Source organism: Paenibacillus sp. 79R4, from assembly GCF_013393165.1.
In the GTDB taxonomy this organism is placed as follows: domain Bacteria; phylum Bacillota; class Bacilli; order Paenibacillales; family Paenibacillaceae; genus Fontibacillus.
This window is the reverse complement of sequence record NZ_QJOT01000005.1, coordinates 37046-59530: the sequence shown is the minus strand read 5'-3', so window position 1 is coordinate 59530 and position 22485 is coordinate 37046. Positions and strand designations below refer to the sequence as shown.

The window sequence follows — 22485 nt, the reverse complement described above, 5'->3', positions numbered from 1 at the left end:
CTTTTTGAAAACAATGGAGAAGGTGACTTGAAAGTGCAAGTAATTTATCGACCCACACGAGCGGAAATAGATCTGGATGTACTCGGTGCCAATTATGAAGCATTTCGCCGCAGACTGCCTGAAAAGATCAAGCTGCTAGCCTGCGTAAAAGCCAATGCTTATGGACACGGAGCGGTTCCGATCTCCCGGGAGCTCGAGACGCTGGGAGCCGACTATCTTAGCGTAGCATTCTTGGATGAAGCATTGGAGCTAAGAAATGCGGGAATTACCCTGCCGATACTGGTTCTTGGATACACGCCTCCGCAAGGCGTGCAGATCGCTTGGGAACACGATATTACGCTTAACGTGTTCAGTGAGGAAGTACTTGATACGATTGTGACGCTGGATCCTGCAGAATTTACGAATAAGCTGAAGGTCCATATCAAAATTGATTCCGGCATGGGTCGTCTTGGTCTGCAGCCGGGGGAAGAAGCCGTTGAATTCATTCGTCGGGCGATGCAAATACCGCATGTGGAAGTGGAAGGGCTGTTTACCCATTTTGCAACCGCGGATGAAAGAGACAAAAGCTATACATTAGAACAATACGAACGTTTTCAGGGCTTGGTGGATGCGCTTCGGGATCAGGAAATGCATATTCCTATAATACATACGGGTAATAGCGCTATCGCAATCGATTTACCGGAATTAACCTGCCAGATGGCTCGAATCGGTATCGCCTTATATGGTCTGTATCCTTCGGGTGAAGTTGTGAAGCAGCAGGTTCAGCTGAAGCCGGTCTTGACGTTGAAGACGCAAGCGGTCTGGGTGAAGACAGTACCGCCCGGTTCAGCTATTAGCTACGGAGCCAAATACATCACCGACCAGGAAGAACGAATTGCTACCCTTCCGATCGGCTATGCTGATGGTTATTCCCGGATGATGAGCGGTAAGGCGCAGGTATTGATACGCGGACGCCGCGTCCCTGTTGTAGGAACGATTTGTATGGATCAATGTATGGTGTCATTACAATCTTTGGCTGAAAATGCTGAAGAAATTCAAGCCGGCGAAGAGGTTGTACTCATCGGTCAGCAATTGGGCGAGGAAATTACCGCCGAAGAGCTGGCTGCCTGGATTGGAACGATTAATTATGAGCTGGTATGTATGATGGCCCACCGGGTAGCACGGGTGTATACACGTAAAGGCGTGACAGAATCAGTACTAAATCCGCTTATTTCGTAAAAACCTGACAAAAATCAACAAAACTTTTTATGACTGGGAAGGATTTTATGCCTGGGTTATCGAATGATAGAAATATGGAAAGAATCAGGTGTGTACGGTACTATCATTTTTGTTTATAATGATATGCAGCATACTTGATATACTCTCGGCATATATTTTCTTGTATAAATTCCCTTGAATAATGCTATACTGTGTTTTAATACGAGGGTTTTGGGTCGATAAGGTTTTGGGGGTGGAAGTAAAGGTGGCCAATATGCACAATACCAAACGGATCATGATCAGTTTACCGGATCATCTTTTACAGGAGGTAGATGGGATCGTAGCGATGGAAAATTCCAATCGCAGCGAATTGATTCGGCAAGCCATGAAGCTGTATCTGAACGAACGGAAGAAGAGATTTATCCGCGAGTCGATGCAGCGGGGTTATATGGAAATGGCTAAGATTAACCTATCCATGGCCTCTGAAGCGTTCCAAGCAGAGGAAGATGCAGACATCACTCTGGACCGCCTAGTAAGCGGGGTGTAACCATTGATCGTAAAGCGCGGTGACGTATTTTTTGCAGACCTTTCCCCAGTAGTTGGTTCTGAACAGGGAGGGGTAAGACCGGTGCTAATCATCCAGAACGATATCGGCAACCGATTTAGCCCAACGGCGATCGTTGCTGCCATCACAGCTCAAATTCAAAAGGCAAAGCTGCCGACTCACGTTGAAATTGATGCAGCGACGCACGGATTTGATCGTGATTCCGTCATTTTGCTGGAACAGATTCGAACGATCGACAAACAAAGATTAACCGACAAAATCACACATTTAGACGATGAGACGATGAAGAAAGTGAATGATGCATTGTTGATTAGTCTAGGTTTGATTGATTTTTAATCATACAGCTTGGAGGCGAAAGCTTTCAAGCTAGCACCCGAAGTCTCGGGTGCTTTTTTCTTTATAGATCGAACAGCAAAAAGCTGGCGTCGTAGCCTATGCTACGGTTGCCAGCTTTTTTGAAGCCATTGTAAGGCTGCTGTTTTATTCACTGCGTAAAGCATAGATCGGGCGCAGCTTGGCTGCCTTGTTCGCCGGGATCATCCCGAAGATAATGCCGATGAACAGGGAGAAAATGAAGGAAATCATTACGATGTAGACAGGAACTGTAGTAGTTAGGGAGGTATACCGCCCAATCAGCGCACTGACTCCGTAGCCTATCCCGATCCCTACCATTCCTCCAAACCCGCTGAGGAAGGTGGATTCAACCATGAACTGCATAAGGATATTCCGCTTCTTAGCTCCGATGGCCTTTCTTATCCCGATCTCTCTCGTTCTTTCGCTTACTGAGACGAGCATAATGTTCATGATCCCGATGCCGCCAACCAAAAGTGAGATTCCTGCGATGCCTCCCAGAGCCAGAGAGAGCGTCTGGGTTGTTGAATTTACCGTATCGAGCATATCCTGAGAGTTGAAGATGCTGTAGGAGTTGGACGCATTCTGGAACTTCTTGTTCAGCTCGGCTTCCAGCGATGACTTGACGGTACTGATTAGCTTCGAGTCATTGGCTTGAACGGTAATTGAGCGGATGCCCCCACTTCTTAATGTTCGTTCAGCGGTCGTCAAGGGGATGAGAATTTTATTGTCGTTGGAGGCCGTAAGACTTGATCCCTTGGATTCCAGCAGCCCAACGATCTTGAAGCTGGAACCGTTCAATTGAATCGTCTGTCCGACCGGATTTTCGCTCCCGAAGAAGGTTTGTGCTGCCTCGCTGCCCATTAAAGCGACCTTCATCCGGAAGTCGTTATCCAGATCGAGAATGAAGCGACCCGTTTGGACATGAAAATTATTAACGTCCTCATAGGAAGGGACAATTCCCTCGACGGATATGGTGTCATTGGTCGTCCCCTTCTTAACGGTTACGGAATTGCTAATAACCGGGGACACGGCCTTAACTCCTTCAATTTGTCCGAAATCCATCGCTTCCTCAAGCGAGAGAGAAGTAGCGGCTCCCCGGCCCATAATATTTACCGTCAGCAGATCTGTGCCCAGTCCTTCCAGCTGGGAAGTGATTTGCGAAGTGGTTCCTTGGCCGACGGAGACGAGAATAATGACCGAGGATACGCCGATGATAATTCCAAGCATAGTTAACAGTGATCTGACCTTGGAGCCGATGATGCTCTTCCAAGCCATTTTGATGCTCTGCAGCAGATTCATATGGCCTCCCTCTGATCGTCAATGATTCTGCCGTCCTGGATATGAATGATTCTTGTGGCTTGCTGTGCAATCGACAGATCATGCGTGATAATTAGGATGGTATGACCAAGGGCATTCAACTTCTTCATTTGCTCCATGACCTCGATTCCGGTTCTGCTATCGAGCGCGCCTGTCGGCTCATCAGCCAATAGAAGCGGGGGATTGCCGGCAATGGCCCGGGCGATAGCGACACGCTGCTGCTGACCGCCTGAGAGCTGGGGCGGTTTGTGGTGCATGCGGTCCTCAAGGCCGACCGTCCGCAGCGATTCTACAACGATCCTCACTCGCTCTTTATGCGGGATATTCCGGTATACCAGCGGAAGCTCTACATTTTCGTAAGCTGTTAATTTGGACAATAAATTAAAAGATTGAAAGATAAAGCCGATTTTCTCATTTCTAATCTTGGCCAGTTTATTATCGGACAGTTTGCTGACATCAACGCCTTCCAAGTGATAGGAGCCTTCACTGGCGATATCCAGACAACCGAGCATATTCATAAGTGTAGATTTGCCGGAGCCTGAAGGGCCGATTATTGCCACGAACTCGCCGTAATTAATCGTGAAGGAAATATCGGAGAGCACCTTCATGATCTCGCCCGCCATCATATAGCCGTGTCCGAGTCGGTTCACTTCAATCAAGGGAGGTGTCGTTGGGGTGTCCGCCATTATTGTCCACCGCCTTTAGGAGCGCTGCCTCCGCTGCTAGGTCTGTTGCCTCCGGTGAGGCCGCCTCCGTTAAAGTTGCCGCTTGGCATCATTCCGCCGGATTCACCGCGGAAGCTGCCTTCACCGAATCTGACCGCCCCTCCGCCTTGAATGAATTGCTCCATAGCGGCATTATTCGTTGATTCCGAAATAATAGTTGGAATGACGACTTCGTCGCCTTCATTTAAGCCGCTGACGATCTCGATATTATTTTCATCATGAACGCCAACCTCAACTTCTTTCATATTTCCTGACACGTTTCGTCTTCCAGTCCTGGAATTGCTCGTGGTTCCTGAGCCCTCCTGCTTGTCCGATAGATCTGCTGGTTTTCCCGGAGCTGCTTTGGAGCTGCTCTCACTGTCCGGGCTGACAGCTGTTTGATCTTGAGTTGCCGCTCTGCGAACATTTGTTGTATCCGTTGTTGTTGAAGCATTCCCCGCTGCCTCATTTTCCGTTGATGGGAGCATTACGAAGTATTTTTCACCTAATTTCTGAACAGCTTCGATCGGCAATTTAAGAATATCTTCCTGCTCATTCACTATAATGGTCGCTTCTGCAGTCATTCCGACGCGCGCGCCATCTGTAGGGTTCATCTTAATCGTGACGTCGAACAGCGATACGCCGTTGGAGGCGGAGCCTTCATTCGATATATCGGAGACGGTGCCTTCGATGGTCTGGTCAGGTAAAGCATCCAGCTGGAGAGTTGCTTTCAACCCTTTTTTCACATCAGGGATATCAAGTTCATCGACCTGGGTCTTCACGCTTAGATTTTGGTAGTCGGTAATGACAAATAATTCACTGCCCGCTTTGGTCTGCTCCCCGGCAGTAATGTTGACAGCGGTAATCGTCCCGGCGATCGGAGAAGTCAACGGATCGGGAGGAAGCATATCCTCTTTTATCGTGGCGATATCCTTTTCTGTCTTTGCAATATTCAATTGCTGCTTATCTATTGATTTCTGAATCTGTTTCAACTCCTCCTCGGAGTCGATATCCTGGGCTTTGCGTTTGTATTGATCCTGGAGGTCCTCGAGATCCCATTTTTGCGTCTGCAATGTATTCTCCTGCTCTTCGAGCTTGTCGGATAGATCCTCCGGCTCATAGGTCAACAGAGTTTGGCCCTTTTTGACAACGTCGCCTGTTTTGACGAGCACCTTGCTTACCTTGCCTTCGTCCTTGGTACGGACACTTTCGCTATCCGTGGAGATGACGGAGCCCGATCCGGAGACGCTAACGGTAATATTCCCCTTCGTCACTTTGGTCGTCCTCTGCTGCGGGGGCTCCGCCGCATTCTTCTTAGACGGAAGCGTCAGCGATAGGGCAACGGCGATAAGCGCCAGTATAACAATCACAATTACAATCCATAACCATTTCTTCTTCAAATAGAATCACTCAGCTTTCTTCATAATGGTTCGAACGATAGCTCAACATATGTATAGGTGTTAAGCGGCTCAAAGTTATTTTATGGGGCGAATATGAAAGGAGGGTGAAGCTAGGCTGAATGTAATCTGAATAGAAGCTGAATGTTTGCTGAAAGAAGGAAGTGCAATATTTCTCTGTTTTGAGGGTAGATACGAGGTGGAGTCGGCTGAAGGCCAGTAAAGTTTTTCACTCCTCTACTGGGGATATCTGTTATAATGAAGCTATATATTTATGGGGAGGACCTTTTTGAATGGATCAAAATCGGTCAGATCAGCAGTATCAATACTCAACAATGAATAACTATCCGCCGCCCTATCCGCCGGGACCACCGGTTGTACAGAAGACTAACGGCAAATCGATTGCAGCCTTGATATTAGGAATTTTATCAATCTTGATTCCTTATGTCGGGTTTCTTCTGGGGATTATGGCCATTATTTTCGCCAGCTTATCTTTGAAGGAACTCAAGCGGAAATATGAGCAAGGAAAAGGCTTGGCCATTGCCGGACTTGTTTGCGGAATTATCGGAACAATTATTTATGGTTTCATCATTTTCCTTGTTGTGATCGGCATCTTTATTTATGCAGGTGCAGGGTGGGAGAACTCAATTTACTCCAACTTCTAAATAAGGCGATAGAGCATCGGGGCAGCCCGATGCTTTATTATTTTATCCGGCAGCTGGGGATGAAAGCTTAACACGCTGGAAATGAGCCGGAAAGTTTGTGATAATAGAGACAATTGTATTTTTGAGACGAAAGAGGGATCGCACTTGTCACAATCGGATACGACAATAACTACAACGGTAAATCAGGATCATTCAGGGGCTGAGGAGCAGGAGCAGATTGTCCGCCAAATTGCCAAGGAGCTGAATCTGTCCCTGAAGCAAGTGAGGACGACAGGATCATTATTGGATGAGGGCAACACGATTCCGTTCATTGCCCGTTATCGGAAGGAGATGACCGGAGAGCTTGATGAGAATCAGCTGCGGGATATCGCCGACCGGATGCAGTATTTGCGCAACCTGGGTGAACGCAAGCGTGAGGTATTGCGGATTATCGAAGAGCAGGGCAAGCTGACCGATGAACTGGCTGCGGCGATTGGACAGGCAGTGAAGCTGCAGGAAGTTGAGGATTTGTATCGTCCGTATAAGCAAAAGCGCAAGACGCGGGCAAGTGTCGCTAAGGAGAAGGGGCTAGAACCGCTGGCTAAGTGGATACTGGCTCAGCCGAAACAAGGGAACCTGCTTCAGGAGGCGGCTCAGTATATCGATGGGGAGAAGGCTGTTGAGACTGCAGAGGAAGCTGTCCAGGGGGCAATGGATATCATTGCCGAGGAGATTTCTGATGAAGCGTCAACCCGGGCCTGGGTACGACGCTATACAATGGATCACGGATTTATGGTATCGGAGGCGAAGACACCGGAAGAAGAATCGGTGTATGAGATGTACTATAATTACCGGGAAGCAGCGAAGAAAATGCCTTCCCACCGCATCCTGGCTATGAACCGCGGCGAGCGTGAGAATGTGCTGAGGGTGACGCTAGAAGTGGAGATAGAAGCGATTCATCGCCATATTGCCGGACGCTGTATCAAGGGCAGCTCAGTGGTGGAGGCTGTACTGCATTCCATTATTGAGGATGCTTACAAGCGGCTGATTGCCCCTTCAATTGAGCGGGAGGTACGCGCTGAATTAACGGAGAAGGCAGAGGGGCAGGCAATTGCGATCTTTGCTGGCAATTTGCGCAACCTGCTCCTTCAGCCTCCGGTGCGCGGCCAGCGTGTGCTTGGTGTCGACCCTGCCTACCGCACGGGCTGCAAGCTCGCCGTCGTTGACGAGACCGGCAAGCTGTTGGAGGTCGCTGTTACTTACCCGACGCCGCCGAACAACAAAAAGCGGGAAGCAGAGGAAATATTTAACCAGTTGATCGACAGATACGGGATATCGCTGATCGTTATTGGCAACGGTACCGCATCGAGGGAGACGGAGCAATTTGTAGCTGATGTAATTGCGGGCAGGAAGGACAAGGATAAGGATCTGGCTTATTTGATCGTCAACGAAGCGGGTGCCAGTGTGTACTCTGCTTCCAAGCTTGCTCAGGAGGAGTTCCCTAATCTGGACGTTGCGGAGCGCAGCGCAGCTTCGATTGCGCGGCGTCTGCAGGATCCGCTTGCGGAATTGGTTAAGATCGAACCCAAAGCGATTGGCGTTGGGCAGTATCAGCATGACGTATCTCAGAAGCATCTCGATGAGAGTCTGAAGAATGTTGTGGAATCCGCAGTTAACCATGTTGGTGTGGATGTTAATACGGCTTCATCTTCCTTGCTGTCTTATGTATCTGGCGTCAATGCAACAATTGCCAAGAATATCGTGAAATACAGGGATGAGAATGGCAAGTTCAAGAGCCGCAAGCAACTCCAGAAGGTGCCGCGGCTGGGGGCCAAAACCTATGAGCAGTGCATCGGCTTCCTGCGTATTAACGATGGCAGCTTCGAGTTGGATCGTACGCCAATCCATCCCGAATCTTATGAAGTGGTGGAGCGGTTATTTGCCGAGCTGGGTGTAGGGATGGAACAGCTTGGGTCGAAAGAATTAAACAGCAAGCTGGCCACTCTACAGCCAGAGGCAGTTGCCGCGCAATTGGAAGTTGGCGTGCCGACACTGCGCGATATTATCGATAGTTTGCAGCGTCCAGGTCGTGATCCGCGCGAAGAGCTGCCACTCCCGATTTTCCGCACCGATGTGCTTAAGATCGAGGATCTGACGCCGGGAATGGAGCTGCAAGGGACCGTTCGCAACGTGATCGACTTTGGCGCCTTTGTTGATATCGGGATCAAGAATGATGGTCTTGTCCATATTTCCCAGCTTAGCGATCGCTTCGTGAAGCATCCGATGGATGTCGTCTCGGTAGGGGATAATGTGACGGTCTGGGTACTGAATGTTGATCTGAAGAAGGGAAGAGTTGGTTTGACAATGCGCAAGCCTAACGATTCTGCAAACGGTTTGCAATAGACTATGAAAGAAGCCCGCCGGATGATGGCGGGCTTTCGTCTTATAGACGGTTAATTAGGCTATGATTTGGAACGGGGCAGTTGATTTGGGGTCCCATTGGTCCATTGACGGTTATAGTAGAAGAACCAGCAATCATTGAGTAATCGTATCTGACGGCGATCCCGCTTATTAAAGGCTCGCATAATTTGATTACTTAGCCAAGTTGGCAATGATATCTCCTCCTCCGGCATGCTTAGTACGTTTAGCATATGGGGGAATGCCAGAAAAAGTGCAGGTCCGCCACAATAGAGGAAGTCAAAAAGGCCAATTTTGATCTCGAAGTTATACTGAAAGATGATTCGACATCGAATCTTGAATTCAGCCGGGCCTTCCGGTACTCACGTACCCAGAACGTACGCTGCGCTCCTCAGTCCCTAGCTTCATCCAACCTTCTCGGAGCTGAAAACCGGCCTTTTTGAACATCTATTAAAATGAGGAAGTCAAAAAGCCCAATTCTGATCTCGAAGTTATACTGAAAGATGATTCGACATCGAATCTTGAATTCAGCCGGGCCTTCCGGTACTCACGTACTCAGAACGTACGCTGCGCTCCTCAGTCCCTAGCTTCATCCAACCTTCTCGGAGCTGAAAACCGGCGCCCTCTAATCACTGGTATAAAGGTTAAATAAGTTCCTCTTCTTCATACCATTGCTCAAGCTGGGCCTGCAATGCGCGAATCTCGGTCAGCAGGGAGATGAGCGGGTAATTCTCCTCCTGGATGGAAGCGAAGGCGGACTCCAGCTCATTGATATAATCGATCCCGCTGGCAATTTGCAAGGACGGATGCAGCAGGTCAAGACGGTCGCACTCGGCAACAGCCAGCGGCAGGCTCGGTACATTGGCAGCAGTTAACTTGGCGATTTCCTTGTTCAGTCGCAGGTTAAGCGCGCTCAGTTGATAGGCATATTCTTCAGGCATTTCTACAAATCTCAGATCGCTATTTTGCTGTAAAATGACGTATCTCATGGAAGGCATCACGAATAATCTCCTTTATTCTGTCATTACTACTTGACAGTGTAGCCTAAGAGGAAGTTAAAATTCAAGTAAAATCAGCACGACGACCGGCGTGTTATGATAAAGTAGAACCAGTTACTATAGCAAAGAGGAGAAGCCGCAACGATGGACGACAAACAGCTACAGGAATGGGTCGAGGAAATCTCACTGCGCAGCTTCGGCGTGCCTTTTCGCCATCAAGCTTCATTTAACGGGCGCTTAAGGACGACCGGGGGAAGATATTTTCTGAAAAGCCATAACATTGAGATTAACCCCGCGCAGCTTCAGACCTACGGCCTGGATGAGGTGGAGAAGATTATTAAGCATGAATTGTGCCACTATCATCTTCATTTATCGGGCAAAGGGTACCAGCACCGGGACCCTGAATTCAAGGCACTGCTGCAAAAGGTAGATGGAAGCCGTTATTGCCAGTCGCTCCCGGGGGCTGCCCAACGCCGAACTTTGCCCTATCGCTATAAGTTAGTATGTGTCCGCTGTGGAATGGAGTATAAGCGCAAACGCAAGGTAGACCCTGCGCGGTACCGCTGTGGCCGGTGTTCAGGCGTATTGAAGCTGCATGCCATATAGAGATGCGGTTTTATGTTATACTAGAGCTATCAACAGATGAGGAGTGATATGTATGGCAGTATCCAAGGCGAAGAAATTTCGGCAAAAATGCGTCAGAGAAGGCAAGCGCAACCCGGAGGATGGACGAAGCCAGTTTGCTTTCGCGGATATGAGAACAAGACGGACGAGGAGCAAGCTGGAGCAATTGAATAGGAATAAGCATAACAACCATCATTCCTACAATGGAGACGATGGTTGTTTTTATTTGGATTTAATATCCGGATTGTGAAATAGAGTAAAGAACAACTCGTACCTCATGCGTCCCTCTTCCGGGGAAGGGTGGCCATGCTGCTCACAAAATTCATTAATCATCGAGAACAGCTGCTCGGCTTCCTGCTCTGTTAAATACATACTGCTATTATTAATTAAATTTCCCTTTGATCTGCTCCCGCTGTAATTCTGCAGGAAACGCTTCTTGTTCTCATCATAGAAGTTCGAGACCAACTTCTCGGCCTCCGATTGGAATACCTGCTTGATCGTCTCATCAACATCGCTTTTGCTAATGATGACCTTGCCTTTATAAGGCTCATAATATTTGGCTGTGATTCCGTTCACCAGCTTGGTATCCACCAATTCAAGCATCCCGATGCTCTCCAGCTTTTTGGCATGATAATACACCTTGGCAGGCACTTCATGAAGTGCGTCAGCCACTTCTTTGACCGTTGCCGGTCTGTTGAAGCTTATAAATTCATTCAGAATCTGAATGCGATAGGGATCGGAGTATATACGGATTTCTTCTAAAGTTTTGAGTTCCTTTTTCACGGTGGTCCCCCTGGAATCTAATAAGTTCATATAACTGCTTCATTTTAGTATAACGCATGCAAGGGAAAGTACAAGATAGAAGCGGCCGGGTAGCCGCTGTCAGATTTCACGAAAGCTGCGCCGGCTTATTAAATAGAAGAACGGAACGATCATCAGTAAGCCGAAGATAAGAAATAACAGATTGACTTCCATCCATTCTCCTAAAACTCCGGCCAGAGCGCTGCCAATCGGTATGGCCGCCGTACAGATCATGCTATAAATAGCTCCTACTCTGCCCAGCAGCTCCTTCGGTACAGTCTCCATAAAATAAGTAGTAGCCGGCGTGCTGATGAGTGTAACCGATATCCCCATGCAAAAAGTGATAAGGACGGCAAAGTAAAGTGAATGAACCTGAAAGAAGGTAGGCAGATACAACAGAGAATAGCTTAGACCAAGCATCAAATAACCCAAAATAATAAGCTGGCTTTTCTTGAACCGTAGGCCCCTGCGGCTAATCCACAGCGCGCTTACAATCATTCCGCCAATCATGCCAATTCCGAGTATGCTGAGCCCTTGGGGGCCGGATTTGAGAATTTCTGCTACATAGACCGGAGTCAATACATTATAGGGAGCAAGACAAAGGTTAACATAAGCCGCGCAGATGACAATGGTGACGATCATACGATTGGAAAAGAGGAACTTAAGTCCAAACTTGATTTCCTGAATAAAAGAGGTTTTCGCAGTTGAAGTGTGAGACGGATCTTCTCCGGTTTCTTCACTGACAGGGTTGACCCGGATAAAGGCTATCAACGCAGCAGCTGCGAAGAAGGTGATTCCATCCAGCAGGATTGCTCCGGAAATGCCCAGGAAGGCAATCATACCTCCAGTAATGGCAAGGCCGGCTAATTCGGCAGTTCTTGTGGCGGAGGTAGAGATAGAGTTGGCGCTTAATAGTCTGTGTTTTGGAAGCAGGGAAGGGACGATCGCCATTTCTGCAGGATGCGAGAAGCATTCGATGGTGGAGATCGTAAAGGTCAATACGTACAGATGCCAGGGCAGTAGCCAGCCTTGCCAATACAGCAGTGCTGTAAAAATGACAAGCAGGCCGCGACAAGAATAGGTAATGACAATTACTTTACGCTTCGACCAGCGATCCACTAGAGCACCAGTGAAGAAATTGAACAGAATGCCCGGTACGAAATTAAGAGCGAACAGAGTTCCCATCATGATTTTTGATCCTGTGAGCATATAGACCATCCAGCTGTAAGCGATCGAGTCGATGGAATCGCCAAAGTGAGAGATCACCCTGGCCAGAAGATAAAGCGTAAATTCTTTATGAGCAAACAGCCCGGAGAGTTTCTTTTCCTTCACCAAAATAGCTTCAGGCATAAACATCTTCCTCTCAATAAAATATTTAACTTGTTCAATTTAATTTAACATTAAATTTATTTTGACGTTGTTTTTATTATACCCACCATTTGGAATTTGGCAAGGGGGGAATGAGAAGAATTTTAAATTTTTATTGGCTTAGCTTGTCCGCTGATAGCTTACTTTGCAATCTGGCAAAAGTCTGCCACGCTATCTTGACTTTCTGATGAAAGCGTAATAAAATTGGATTTATTCTGATAGTTGTTCAATGTTCCCTGATAGCTCAGTCGGTAGAGCACTCGACTGTTAATCGAGTTGTCACAGGTTCGAGTCCTGTTCGGGGAGCCATTTCTTGGAGAGATACCCAAGTGGCTATAAGGGGACCCTCTGCTAAGGGGTTAGACTGCGTAAGCGGTGCGAGGGTTCGAATCCCTCTCTCTCCGTTCTGAATAACTTCATTTGCAAGAGATGAGAATCCTTATGAGAAGGGCTCGTCAGAGTGAAGCTTCCGCGCTGCATAACGGTGCCGGGAGTTTTTTTATTTCTGTAGTGAAGGCGCAGAAATATATCAAAAAACATCTTGCTATGTTTAATAGTTCTTGCTATAATCTTTCTTGTCGCTGCTTTTGGAACCTAATTAATAAGGCCCGTTGGTCAAGGGGTTAAGACACCTCCCTTTCACGGAGGTAACAGGGGTTCGAATCCCCTACGGGTCACCATGTTCATATGCGGTAGTGGTGGAATGGCAGACACGCTATCTTGAGGGGGTAGTGGGCGTATGCCCGTGGAGGTTCGAGTCCTCTCTACCGCATACAGACAGGAAGCACTCGCTAAGGCGGGTGCTTTTTTCGTTGCCTATGAACAACCTGATTCCTTAAAAGGAGTGAGGTTATTTTTTATTTTATGGGAATAAAAGAGTCATATGGAAAGTCCTTATCGCAGACAGAGCGGTTTATGGTATGATACCTATATGATAATGATAACCATTCTCAATTAATAAAGGCGGTACATGAATGATGATCCATGCAAACCATATACAAACCGATCTTCAAGCTATGATGGTCAGGCTGTGGCATGCGGATTTTTATAACCAGAACGGGTTGAATCTGGAGCAGCAGCTGGCTATGCAAAATGCGTTGATTATAGTCATCAAGGGCGAGCTCGATCTTGAATTGGAGGGACGAACTGTTCATCTTAGCGAGGGCAGCGTTCAGCTATGTCCTTGTGGAAGAACCTTTGGAGCAAAGAGTGGCGTGTGCGGTCTTGTGACAGCAGCTGTGTTCCATTTTAGTCTCTATCAGGCGGATACTTCATGCAAGGAAGCTATAAAAGAGGTTACAGATTTGGGCGCCTGTACGCTTTGGGAGGACCATATCGTTGTAAGTTCAGCGGAGAATCTGAAGGCGTCAAGCCGTAAAGTGTACCGGAATTTTCATCATAGTCAGCCGCAGAAGCAGTGGCGGGCCCAGCTTGATTTCCAGGAGCTGCTGTACGAATTGGTGGCCGAGAGCGGGAATGTGGCCGGAATCGATAAAGCCCAGGCGCTTGAACGAGCCAAAGCATATATCGAGGAGCATTATGACGAGGAGTTGACGATACAACGACTGGCTGAGGTTGCAGAATTCAGTCCGAAGTATTTTGCAGACCTGTTTAAGAAGACGTACAGACACAGCGTCATGGATTATGTAACACAGGTAAGGATGGCAAAGGCGAAGCAGCTTATGTTAGGTTCAGGTGCATTGTTGAAGGAGATCGCCCCGTTGGTGGGATACAAGGATGAATTCTATTTTAGCCGGAAGTTTAAAAAAGAGATGGGCTTGTCCCCTTCGGCATACATGAAGGAGCGGAGCAACAGGATCGCCTTATACGGATCTACCTCGCTGCTTGGATATCTGACTCCGCTGCAGATCATCCCCTATGCGGCTCCATTGCATCCTAAATGGTCATCCGAGCAGTATCATTCCCTTGGCCCGGATATCCCTGTGCATCTGGATGCCTATCGGCAAAATCATAATAAAGAGGCCAATCTTGAGAAGCTTGCGGCGGCCAAGCCGGAGCGGATCATATGTGTCCAAGAGCTGGAGCCATGGGAGAAGCGCAGATTAGCGCAGATTGCTCCAGTCCATGAGCTGGCATTGGAATCAGGGGATTGGAAGGGAGAGCTAATGACATTGGCGGCGTTGTTGGACAGGAAGGCGGAGGCAGAGCAATGGCTGCAATCCTTTGAACGAAATATCATTCGGCTGCGGCTTCGGATCATTCAGTATATGCAGCCTCCGGCAGCGGTTGTCGTGCGTATCTACCAAAATCAGCTGGTATTGGATAACAGTCAAGCTGTGCATGCAGTACTCTACAAGCTGCTAGGCTGCGAAATACCTCCTAATCTCCAAGAGGCAAACCCCTATACATCGTTGATTGTGGAGCAATTGGCGATGATCAAGGCAAAGCATATTTTTGTCCTGGTCCGACAGGATTCGGAGACACTGGCCTATTGGAAGGAGTTATCGTCATCGCCGGCATGGATGTCTATACAGGCGGTGAGAGAAGGGACGATGCATCTGATTAATTCCTATCCGTGGCGGGAACATTCCCCGGCTGCGATGGAGCAAATGGCAGAAGCGGCAACAGACCTGTTAACGGGAAAAAGTCCATGCTAATTCGGGAATTTGTCCATGGCACATTCGACGCTCCTCCTTTACTATCAATAATGATAATCATTATCAATTAAGGCGAGAGTCGTCGAAGGGAGAAGTTAGAGAGAATATGAAAAGATTCAATATGTTATTAGGGGTAATTCTGGCGTTAACCGTAGTCCTGTCGGCCTGCGGCAAGGGGAATTCTTCCTCGGAATCTCCAGCAGCGCAAAATTCTAACCAAACCGCCGCGGAGCAGCCTGCGGAAACAGCAGAGCAACCGGCATCATCGGATACAAGAGTTATTAAATATCTGGACCAGGAGTATACACTTCCGGCCAAAGTTGAACGCATCGTAATTACCGGCGCCGTTGAAGCGATGGAGGATTCAATCGTGCTTGATGTGAAGCCGATCGGTGCCATTTCCTTCTCAGGCAAGTTCCCTCCATTGTTCGAGTCAATTACTTCAGAAGCGAAGTCTGTCGGTGAGAAAATGGAGCCGAACTTTGAGACAATTCTATCTCTTAAGCCGGATGTCATCCTGACTTCGACCAAGTTCAAGCCGGAGGTCAATGAGAAGCTGGAGAAAATTGCTCCAACCATCCCGTATTCTCATATATCCACAAATTGGGAGGCCAATCTGAGACTGCTCGGAGAGCTTAGCGGCAAAGAGGAGCAGGCAGAGCAGGAAATCGCCAAATACAAGGCGGATCTGGATGCGGCCAAGTCGCAAATCGGAGAGAATCTGAAGGATAAGAAGGTCCTGGCGGTACGGATTCGCGGCGGAGAGGTATACATTTACCCGGCAGGGGTGTTCTTTAACCCGGTATTATATGAGGATCTCGGTCTGGCCGTTCCTGCAGAAGTACAAGCCGCTAAGGCTCAGGAGCTGATCTCGAAGGAGAAGCTTGCAGAGATGAATCCGGATTATCTGTTTATCCAATTCTCGCCGGATGAGAATATGGACACGCCAAAAGCACTGGATGAGTTCCAACAGGATCCGATTATGAAAAGCCTGAATGCATTCAAAAACGATAAGGTGTTCGTGAACATCGTCGATCCGCTTGCCCAAGGGGGAACGGCTTATAGCAAGATCGAGTTCCTGAAAGCAGCGGTTGCCAATCTTAACAAGTAAAAAATACTACAGCTCAATATAAGGCGTGTTGACGATGCGGTTAAAACGAACGCTGCCGGTGGTCATTCTTGGAATGGCCCCGGCAGCCATTGTATTATTGATCCTTGCTTCAATTTTATATGGGGCCAAGAGCATTACGGCAGCGGAGGTATGGAACGCGATAGTTGCTTTTGATCCGGACAATGTCGATCATCAGATCATTATAAGCTCCCGTCTTCCACGTGTCGTCGGATCGATCCTGATTGGAACATTCCTCGCAGTCTCAGGAGCTCTTATGCAGGGTATGACCCGGAATTACCTCGCATCGCCCTCGATCATGGGGGTGTCGGATGGCTCCGTATTTGCGGTTACGTTGTGCATGGTATTTTTACCGAATGCCAGCCCCAACTTATATATCACCAGCTCGCTGATTGGCTCCGCCTTGGGAACAGCTATCGTTTTTGGGTTAGCCTGGCTTATTCCTAACGGACTTAGCCCGGTCAAACTGGCCATTCTCGGTTCGATAATCGGGACTTTTCTTAGCGGAACGGCTCATGCGATGTCGACTTACTTCCAGGTCTCGCAAAATATCAGCTTCTGGTATAATGCCAGATTGCATCAATTGGACCCGGAGCTAATCCGACTTAGCATCCCGTTCGCATTGGTAGGTTTGACCTTGGCGCTGCTAATCTCCAGGTATATCTCGGCCCTCTCTCTGGGGGAAGAGGTCGCCCAGGGCTTGGGTATCCGCACTTGGGTCATCAAGGCCTTGGCTATTCTTGCGACGGTGCTGTTAACCGGCGTCTCCGTTGCTCTGGCCGGAAAAATCGCCTTCGTGGGCTTGATTATTCCTCATATTGCGCGTTACCTCTCGGGCGTTGATTATCGCTGGATTATTCCGGTTTCCGGAGTGCTTGGCGGTGTTTTCCTGGCAGCTTGTGATATTGTAGCCCGTTTCATTAACTATCCGTTTGAAACTCCGGTGGGAGTAGTCACTTCTTTGATTGGTGTGCCATTCTTCCTGTATCTGATCAAGACCAAGGGAGGTGCTCACCGTGAGTAATATAACGCAGCGAAGATTCTGGACAGTATTAACTGTCGGTATTCTAATTGCGATTGCGGCTGCTTATCTCAGCTTAACTAACGGCACATTTGACATGTCGGTGCTGGATGTGATCAAGACCCTGCTAGGGTTAAACGCTCAACCAGAACATAACCTTGTGGTGTTCGAGTTCAGGCTGCCGCGAATTGTATTGGGAGCGCTCGTGGGGTTTGCTTTGGGCACTGCTGGATCGATCATTCAAGGGGTGACCAGAAACGGACTTGCCGATCCGGGGATATTAGGGATTAATGCCGGAGCCGGCTTGGCTGTCGTATTGTTTATGTTTCTGTTCCAGGGAGTTATTACGGTGACAGGCTGGCTTGGAGTTATGCTGATGCCGATGTTTGGCATTGCAGGCGGCTTGCTGGCTACCGCGGCGATATATATGTTCGCTAAGGAGAAGGGCCGACTCGATCCGCAACGGCTGATTCTGGTCGGTATCGCCGTTGCGTCCGGTTTCGGGGCACTCACGATGTATATATCCCTGAAAATGAATCCGAATGATTACGAGATGGCCGTCGTATGGCTGGCCGGGAGCCTTCATAATGCCAATTGGAAGTTCGTCGTCACCATGCTGCCCTGGCTGCTAATTTTGCCGATAATCTGTCTTCGGTCTTATAAGCTTGACCTGTTTCAGCTTAGCGAGGACAGTCAGAAGAGCGTGGGACTGCACGTTGAGCGGGAGAAAAATATCTTTCTGCTCTGCAGCATCGGACTGGTCAGTGCAAGTGTTGCTGTATCGGGCAGCATCGCATTTATCGGCTTGATTGCGCCCCACCTGGCCCGGCAGCTTGTAGGCCTGCGACATACGCGTATCATCCCGGTCAGCGGGTTGGTGGGCATGATTATGGTGCTGATCGGTGATTTTATCGGCAAGACTGTATTTGCTCCGGCAGAGCTCTCGGTTGGGATTGTCGTGTCTATCATCGGCGTGCCGTATTTTGTTTATTTATTGCTTCGAACCAGGGGATAGGGAAAGACATAGGAGGAGAGTATGGAACGATATCAGCAGCTTAATGTTGGAGACTGGAAGCTGGTCCTCCATCTGCCGCCGTCCTATGCGACAACAGCGCACTGCTATCCGGCGGTGTATGTCCAGGATGGAGGCGAGTTATTCAGCGGTTGCCTGAACTATTTGGACCACCTGTATTTATCCGGCCAGTTGGCTGAGGTGATTCTGATCGGCATAGAGCCGCATTCGCGCAATGACGAATATACGCCGTGGCCTGCGGCCGCGCTGGTAGAACGCTTCTCGCCATTTGCCGGCCGGGGGCAGGATTATGTAAATGAGGTTGCAGATGTAATCAAGCCCTATATCGATAGTCATTACCGCACAAAAAGGCAGGCGGAGGAGACGGCGATCATCGGCGGCTCGCTAGGCGGACTGATATCGCTCTTCGCAGGCTGCTGGCGGCCGGACATTTTTGGACGGCTCGGTCTGCTATCGGCGTCCTTCTGGTATGAAGGCGTGCTCGATTTCATCCGGGAGCATAAAGGCTTTGAAGCGCATCAGCGCGTGTATATGTCGGTTGGAGATAAGGAAGGGATCTATAAAGAGACACGACAGCGTCATATGGTTGAGCATACCAAGGAGGCCTATCGGCTGTGGCATGATAAAGGAATGGGCGCAACTCAGCTGAAGCTGGAGGTGGAGCCGGAAGGCACGCATGACGATCTGTTCATGAAGAGGCAATTTCCGGAAAGCCTGAAATGGCTCTTTGGTAATTCGGAGGGGGATTCTCGATCCAAGCAAACGCTTGAGGGAAAGGTGCAAATACCGGGTACAAAGGTATGGAGCTTTCATTCCGGGGTCGCTGGCCGCGATTATCGCCTCTTTATCGCCGAACCGATGGGTCCACCGCCTGCCGGAGGTTATCCTGTGCTATATACGCTGGATGCCAATGCCACCTTTGGCTCATTGGCGGAAGCGGCCAGATTGCAGACCAGGGGGCCGCACGGAATGGATCCCTTTGTGATCGTAGGTATAGGTTATCACTCCAATGATCCAATCGTAACTCAGGAACGTTTCTATGATTACACGGTCTTTGCTGATAGCCGCGAGCTGCCGGCAAGGCCTGATGGATCTGACTGGCCGCTTACGGGCGGGGCGGAGGGGTTCCTCGATTTTATCGAATATGAGCTTAAACCGCTAATTGAGAAGGAATTTCCGATTGATCATTCCAGGCAGTCCCTATTTGGCCATTCACTTGGTGGATTCCTGACTTTATACACGTTATTTACGCGTCCAGGCTTATTCCGCCGTTATTTTGCAGCCAGTCCATCGATTTGGTGGAAGAATCATACCCTGCTTCAGTTATGGGAGGATCATAGGGAGCATATGACCCTTCATGAGGCGGAGATTGAGCTGCATTTGAGTGTTGGCAGTCAGGAGAAGCCCAATATGGTTAGTGATGCTAATAAGCTGTACCAGCTCTTAACGACAGATGAATATGCTCCAAAGTTCGTCTCGATGACCGAAGTTCCTGGTGAGGGCCATGTATCATTGTTGCCTTCCCTATTCAGCTCGATGCTGCGCCGTGTGACAAGTTAAAATGAAGAAAAAGCGCTTCATGCTACTGCATGGGGCGCTTTTTTGATGCTGTCAGTGACAGCCCTTTCATTTATCGAGATCAAGAACACGAGGATTTGTCCAGCAGAGAGGAGTATTCAGGGTACAGACGACGAATACATTCCGGGCAGATGTCGTGAGTGAATTCGACTTTTGTATGCTTCTCCAGGAAGCTTTCGATGGAGTTCCAGATATCATGCTCATCGCGAATTTTCTTGCATACCGCACATATAGGGAGCAGACCGTGCAGTGTATAGATTTGAGCCAGTGTCTCTAAATGATTTTGCTCAAGCAGCTTGTTCTGTGTAATATCCGTAAGGCAGACAAGCGCCCCTTTGACAGTTTTTCCGTCAGGCGAGTAAATCGTCGAAGCTTCCAATGTGAAGCATCTCGTCTCAAGCCTGGATGAGGACTTGAATTCCTTGCAGAAGAAGGGCTCTCGGCCCTCCAGCACCGCGTCAAGCTCATTGGGAGGGTATCCGTCATCGACAGCGAGAGCGTTGTAAATCTGAACGAAATTAACCCCGACCCATTCGAAGGATTCAGGAACGCCTTTTTCGAGCGAATGCAGACGCCAGGAACGATTGACGGATACGATAAAGCCCCGCGGATCGATAATTGCAATATTTTGTCTCAGCAAATCAATAATTTCTATAAAGTGGATGCCTGAGTTATGCAAAATTAAGTCGCTCCCTCTATTTGAGATGGGACTGCTTCTGTTGAACTTTAGAAGGGTATTGGTTTGCTTAAGATAGCTGGAGGGATAACTATCCGTTGGTGTCTGTTCATGAGGAGTCCATAGTAAAAGGCATAGAAATAATGGTACAATTACCATTATGCTATAATTGCCGTTGCATAAAGAAAAGTATATACGTTTTTACGTTATATCGCAAGAACAAAATTACGGAAATGCGTCTTAAGACGAATATTTGGAAGGCGGTTGTATATGCAATCCATTTACGATCGAATTGAATTATTAATTAAAATGAGGGGAATGACCAAGAAATCGTTCTGTGAGGAGCTGGGCATTAGTACGGGAAATCTGGGAGATTGGAAAAGAGGGAAATCGACACCGAGCACCAATAAGCTGATTGAGGTTGCTGGGTTTTTCGATGTTAGCCTGGATTGGCTCATATTGGGCAAGGAACCCAACCAACTGTACTTCAAGGAAGATGAGGAGACATATATATGGGATGAGCTAGGCAACGATCTTGTGCTGTCTGACAAAGAAAAGGAGTTTATTAAGGAGTACATTGATTTTACACGTTACCGAAGAAGCCAATCCTGTGATCAATAAACGTATTTAGCTTTTCTGATGCGCCGTGCAAGATCATGCAGGCCTGTAAATCCTTTTGGATGAACGGGCTTGCGATATAAGCCTTTAATTAAATTTATGTTTACTTTTCTGGAACTCCGGTGTATAATAAAAGAGTTGCTGAAAAAGTTATAATATGCGGTAGTGGTGGAATGGCAGACACGCTATCTTGAGGGGGTAGTGGGCGTACGCCCGTGGAGGTTCGAGTCCTCTCTACCGCATTACGAACAACGATAAAAAGATCCTTACTTCTGGTAAGGATCTTTTTTATTTTTTTGGACAGTATAATACAATGTGATATTCTGTTTTTTGCTTATGTAAACGCTTGAATTTATTATTTTTTTGAATTCTGCCGATTTACAGGGGCTTAATACTGGATTCAAGTTGACATGTAATAAAAAATTATTTAATATGTCTTAGTACTAAAAGTGAGAGTTCCAAAAGTCAAGCTTTATTTGAAAGATGATTTTTTGAACTTCCGCTTGAAAAAGCTTTCTATTTTAATAAAACGGGTGATGAAGATGTCTTACAGACCAAGTATTCAGAACGTGTCCATAGCCGGAAGCAACGAAAAGGAAGGATTGTACGAATTTGCCGTTAAATTGGCCGATGGAACGCAGTGCAGAGTATTTTATCACCGTTTTCCAGAATGGCGCCTCGCTAATATCAATCGATTGCAGAAGACGCCATGTCCGGTATGCCGTAAAGACTACATTTGCAATTGTATGGAGAGCTTTAAGGAAGATTTCAACAGCCAGCTTGTAGAGAACCAATGGATCGAGAAGCTGCTGGCAGAGTAAAAGTAAGCCCTGGCGAAATAAAAGAGTACGGAGGGGATCGACTCCTTCGTATTCTTTTTTTTGTTATATAAAGTTCGAGACCGGACCGCTTACCCGCACTTTTGAACCTGTATGGTAAGACGGATATAATGGAATTAGCAGGGAGGTTTTGCGGATGTCAGATAGGGGTATAGATCAGACTGCAGTTGTATTGTTTGATGGGGTGTGTCTGTTGTGTCAGGGTGCCGTAAAATGGATTATCAGATATGACCCCGGTGCCTATTTCAGGTTCGCATCGCTGCAATCCGATGTTGGCAGGGAGTTACTACAACAGTATGAAGGAGCTGCGGACGGGTCGATGAATACGATGTTTCTGCTGGAGCAGGGCAAGTTATACTCTCGTTCAACCGCTGCACTTAGAATCACCCAAAGGCTTAAGTTTCCCTGGCCAATATTATATGCATTCATCATCGTTCCGCGGGGATTGCGCGATGCGGCTTACCGATGGGTTGCGAATAACAGGTATCGCTGGTTCGGCCAATCTGATGCGTGCATGCTGCCTACTAAAGCTATCAAGGAACGGTTCATAGATTTGTAGAGGAAGTTGTTTCAATATATTTTTTGG

General features: G+C 48.0%; 23 protein-coding genes and 5 tRNA genes. 20 read left to right on the top strand and 8 right to left on the bottom strand.

Annotated elements, in window-relative coordinates:
- The first annotated feature begins 33 nt into the window (after positions 1 to 33).
- The 3 genes from alr to DMN77_RS08335 all read left to right on the top strand — a co-directional run bounded on the left by alr (position 34) and on the right by DMN77_RS08335 (position 2098).
- Positions 34 to 1218: an alanine racemase gene (alr, locus tag DMN77_RS08345; protein WP_179014655.1), complete on the top strand. Its 1185-nt coding sequence runs from the start codon at positions 34 to 36 to the stop codon at positions 1216 to 1218.
- Positions 1219 to 1462: 244 nt separating this feature from the next.
- Positions 1463 to 1744 carry a CopG family ribbon-helix-helix protein gene (locus DMN77_RS08340; RefSeq protein ID WP_082790021.1) on the top strand — a complete coding sequence of 94 codons (282 nt, stop codon included), beginning with the start codon at positions 1463 to 1465 and terminating at the stop codon, positions 1742 to 1744.
- A gap of 3 nt (positions 1745 to 1747) precedes the next feature.
- Entirely contained in the window at positions 1748 to 2098 is a 351-nt protein-coding gene (locus DMN77_RS08335) for a type II toxin-antitoxin system PemK/MazF family toxin (protein WP_068779893.1), read from the top strand.
- A gap of 144 nt (positions 2099 to 2242) precedes the next feature.
- Here DMN77_RS08335 and DMN77_RS08330 read toward each other — a convergent pair whose 3' ends face one another.
- From DMN77_RS08330 to DMN77_RS08320, 3 genes are read right to left on the bottom strand one after another with little or no spacing between them, the layout of a single operon-like run.
- Complete coding sequence (locus DMN77_RS08330; RefSeq protein WP_179014416.1) at positions 2243 to 3415, bottom strand: ABC transporter permease; 1173 nt, start codon at positions 3413 to 3415, stop codon at positions 2243 to 2245.
- On the bottom strand, positions 3412 to 4119 hold the full coding sequence (locus DMN77_RS08325; RefSeq protein WP_068779895.1) for an ABC transporter ATP-binding protein: 708 nt from the start codon (positions 4117 to 4119) through the stop codon (positions 3412 to 3414). The genes DMN77_RS08330 and DMN77_RS08325 overlap by 4 nt, the downstream gene beginning before the upstream one ends.
- On the bottom strand, positions 4119 to 5537 hold the full coding sequence (locus DMN77_RS08320; RefSeq protein WP_179014415.1) for an efflux RND transporter periplasmic adaptor subunit: 1419 nt from the start codon (positions 5535 to 5537) through the stop codon (positions 4119 to 4121). The genes DMN77_RS08325 and DMN77_RS08320 overlap by 1 nt, the downstream gene beginning before the upstream one ends.
- Positions 5538 to 5827: 290 nt before the next feature.
- Here DMN77_RS08320 and DMN77_RS08315 point away from each other — a divergent pair, with 290 nt between their 5' ends.
- Together DMN77_RS08315 and DMN77_RS08310 are read left to right on the top strand one after the other, a co-directional pair.
- A complete protein-coding gene (locus DMN77_RS08315) occupies positions 5828 to 6199 on the top strand; it encodes a DUF4190 domain-containing protein (protein WP_068779897.1) in 372 nt (123 codons plus the stop codon).
- Positions 6200 to 6280: 81 nt separating this feature from the next.
- Positions 6281 to 8581 carry a Tex family protein gene (locus DMN77_RS08310; RefSeq protein WP_179014413.1) on the top strand — a complete coding sequence of 767 codons (2301 nt, stop codon included), beginning with the start codon at positions 6281 to 6283 and terminating at the stop codon, positions 8579 to 8581.
- A 59-nt stretch (positions 8582 to 8640) separates the two neighbouring features.
- Here the strand turns inward: DMN77_RS08310 and cmpA are convergent, their stop codons facing one another.
- Together cmpA and DMN77_RS08300 are read right to left on the bottom strand one after the other, a co-directional pair.
- Positions 8641 to 8790, bottom strand: a complete 150-nt coding sequence (gene cmpA, locus DMN77_RS08305) for a cortex morphogenetic protein CmpA (protein ID WP_148466553.1) — start codon at positions 8788 to 8790, stop codon at positions 8641 to 8643.
- Between the two features lie 450 nt (positions 8791 to 9240).
- On the bottom strand, positions 9241 to 9594 hold the full coding sequence (locus DMN77_RS08300; protein WP_179014412.1) for a hydrolase/acyltransferase: 354 nt from the start codon (positions 9592 to 9594) through the stop codon (positions 9241 to 9243).
- 144 nt (positions 9595 to 9738) lie between these two features.
- Here DMN77_RS08300 and DMN77_RS08295 point away from each other — a divergent pair, with 144 nt between their 5' ends.
- Positions 9739 to 10200, top strand: coding sequence for a SprT family protein (locus DMN77_RS08295; RefSeq protein WP_068779900.1), 462 nt, complete (start codon positions 9739 to 9741; stop codon positions 10198 to 10200).
- A 52-nt stretch (positions 10201 to 10252) separates the two neighbouring features.
- On the top strand, positions 10253 to 10468 hold the full coding sequence (locus DMN77_RS08290; protein WP_068779901.1) for a hypothetical protein: 216 nt from the start codon (positions 10253 to 10255) through the stop codon (positions 10466 to 10468).
- Here the strand turns inward: DMN77_RS08290 and DMN77_RS08285 are convergent.
- Positions 10441 to 11001, bottom strand: coding sequence for an ArsR/SmtB family transcription factor (locus tag DMN77_RS08285; RefSeq protein ID WP_229520978.1), 561 nt, complete (start codon positions 10999 to 11001; stop codon positions 10441 to 10443). The two genes, DMN77_RS08290 and DMN77_RS08285, sit on opposite strands and share 28 nt — an antisense overlap.
- A gap of 99 nt (positions 11002 to 11100) precedes the next feature.
- Positions 11101 to 12369, bottom strand: coding sequence for an MFS transporter (locus DMN77_RS08280; RefSeq protein WP_068779903.1), 1269 nt, complete (start codon positions 12367 to 12369; stop codon positions 11101 to 11103).
- 251 nt (positions 12370 to 12620) lie between these two features.
- Here DMN77_RS08280 and DMN77_RS08275 point away from each other — a divergent pair.
- The 9 genes from DMN77_RS08275 (at position 12621) to DMN77_RS08235 (ending at position 19748) form a co-directional block, all read left to right on the top strand.
- Positions 12621 to 12696: transfer RNA gene (locus tag DMN77_RS08275), tRNA-Asn, on the top strand.
- Positions 12697 to 12702: 6 nt separating this feature from the next.
- Positions 12703 to 12791, top strand: a tRNA-Ser gene (locus DMN77_RS08270).
- A 201-nt stretch (positions 12792 to 12992) separates the two neighbouring features.
- Positions 12993 to 13067: transfer RNA gene (locus tag DMN77_RS08265), tRNA-Glu, on the top strand.
- A gap of 9 nt (positions 13068 to 13076) precedes the next feature.
- Positions 13077 to 13159 (top strand) — tRNA-Leu (locus DMN77_RS08260).
- Between the two features lie 202 nt (positions 13160 to 13361).
- On the top strand, positions 13362 to 15005 hold the full coding sequence (locus tag DMN77_RS08255; RefSeq protein ID WP_179014410.1) for an AraC family transcriptional regulator: 1644 nt from the start codon (positions 13362 to 13364) through the stop codon (positions 15003 to 15005).
- Between the two features lie 106 nt (positions 15006 to 15111).
- A complete protein-coding gene (locus DMN77_RS08250) occupies positions 15112 to 16116 on the top strand; it encodes an iron-hydroxamate ABC transporter substrate-binding protein (protein WP_068779905.1) in 1005 nt (334 codons plus the stop codon).
- Positions 16117 to 16150: 34 nt separating this feature from the next.
- On the top strand, positions 16151 to 17158 hold the full coding sequence (locus tag DMN77_RS08245; RefSeq protein WP_179014409.1) for a FecCD family ABC transporter permease: 1008 nt from the start codon (positions 16151 to 16153) through the stop codon (positions 17156 to 17158).
- A 1-nt stretch (position 17159) separates the two neighbouring features.
- Positions 17160 to 18170, top strand: coding sequence for a FecCD family ABC transporter permease (locus DMN77_RS08240; protein ID WP_372775667.1), 1011 nt, complete (start codon positions 17160 to 17162; stop codon positions 18168 to 18170).
- Between the two features lie 21 nt (positions 18171 to 18191).
- A complete protein-coding gene (locus DMN77_RS08235; protein WP_179014407.1) occupies positions 18192 to 19748 on the top strand; it encodes an alpha/beta hydrolase in 1557 nt (518 codons plus the stop codon).
- A gap of 79 nt (positions 19749 to 19827) precedes the next feature.
- Here DMN77_RS08235 and DMN77_RS08230 read toward each other — a convergent pair whose 3' ends face one another.
- A complete protein-coding gene (locus DMN77_RS08230; protein ID WP_068779909.1) occupies positions 19828 to 20445 on the bottom strand; it encodes a PAS domain-containing protein in 618 nt (205 codons plus the stop codon).
- A 267-nt stretch (positions 20446 to 20712) separates the two neighbouring features.
- Between DMN77_RS08230 and DMN77_RS08225 the strand changes: the two genes are divergently transcribed.
- The 4 genes from DMN77_RS08225 to DMN77_RS08210 all read left to right on the top strand — a co-directional run bounded on the left by DMN77_RS08225 (position 20713) and on the right by DMN77_RS08210 (position 22458).
- Positions 20713 to 21063: a helix-turn-helix domain-containing protein gene (locus DMN77_RS08225; RefSeq protein ID WP_068779910.1), complete on the top strand. Its 351-nt coding sequence runs from the start codon at positions 20713 to 20715 to the stop codon at positions 21061 to 21063.
- Positions 21064 to 21219: 156 nt separating this feature from the next.
- Positions 21220 to 21302: transfer RNA gene (locus DMN77_RS08220), tRNA-Leu, on the top strand.
- A 300-nt stretch (positions 21303 to 21602) separates the two neighbouring features.
- Entirely contained in the window at positions 21603 to 21881 is a 279-nt protein-coding gene (locus tag DMN77_RS08215; RefSeq protein WP_068779911.1) for a hypothetical protein, read from the top strand.
- Between the two features lie 154 nt (positions 21882 to 22035).
- Positions 22036 to 22458, top strand: coding sequence for a thiol-disulfide oxidoreductase DCC family protein (locus DMN77_RS08210; protein WP_068779912.1), 423 nt, complete (start codon positions 22036 to 22038; stop codon positions 22456 to 22458).
- Positions 22459 to 22485 lie beyond the last annotated feature (27 nt).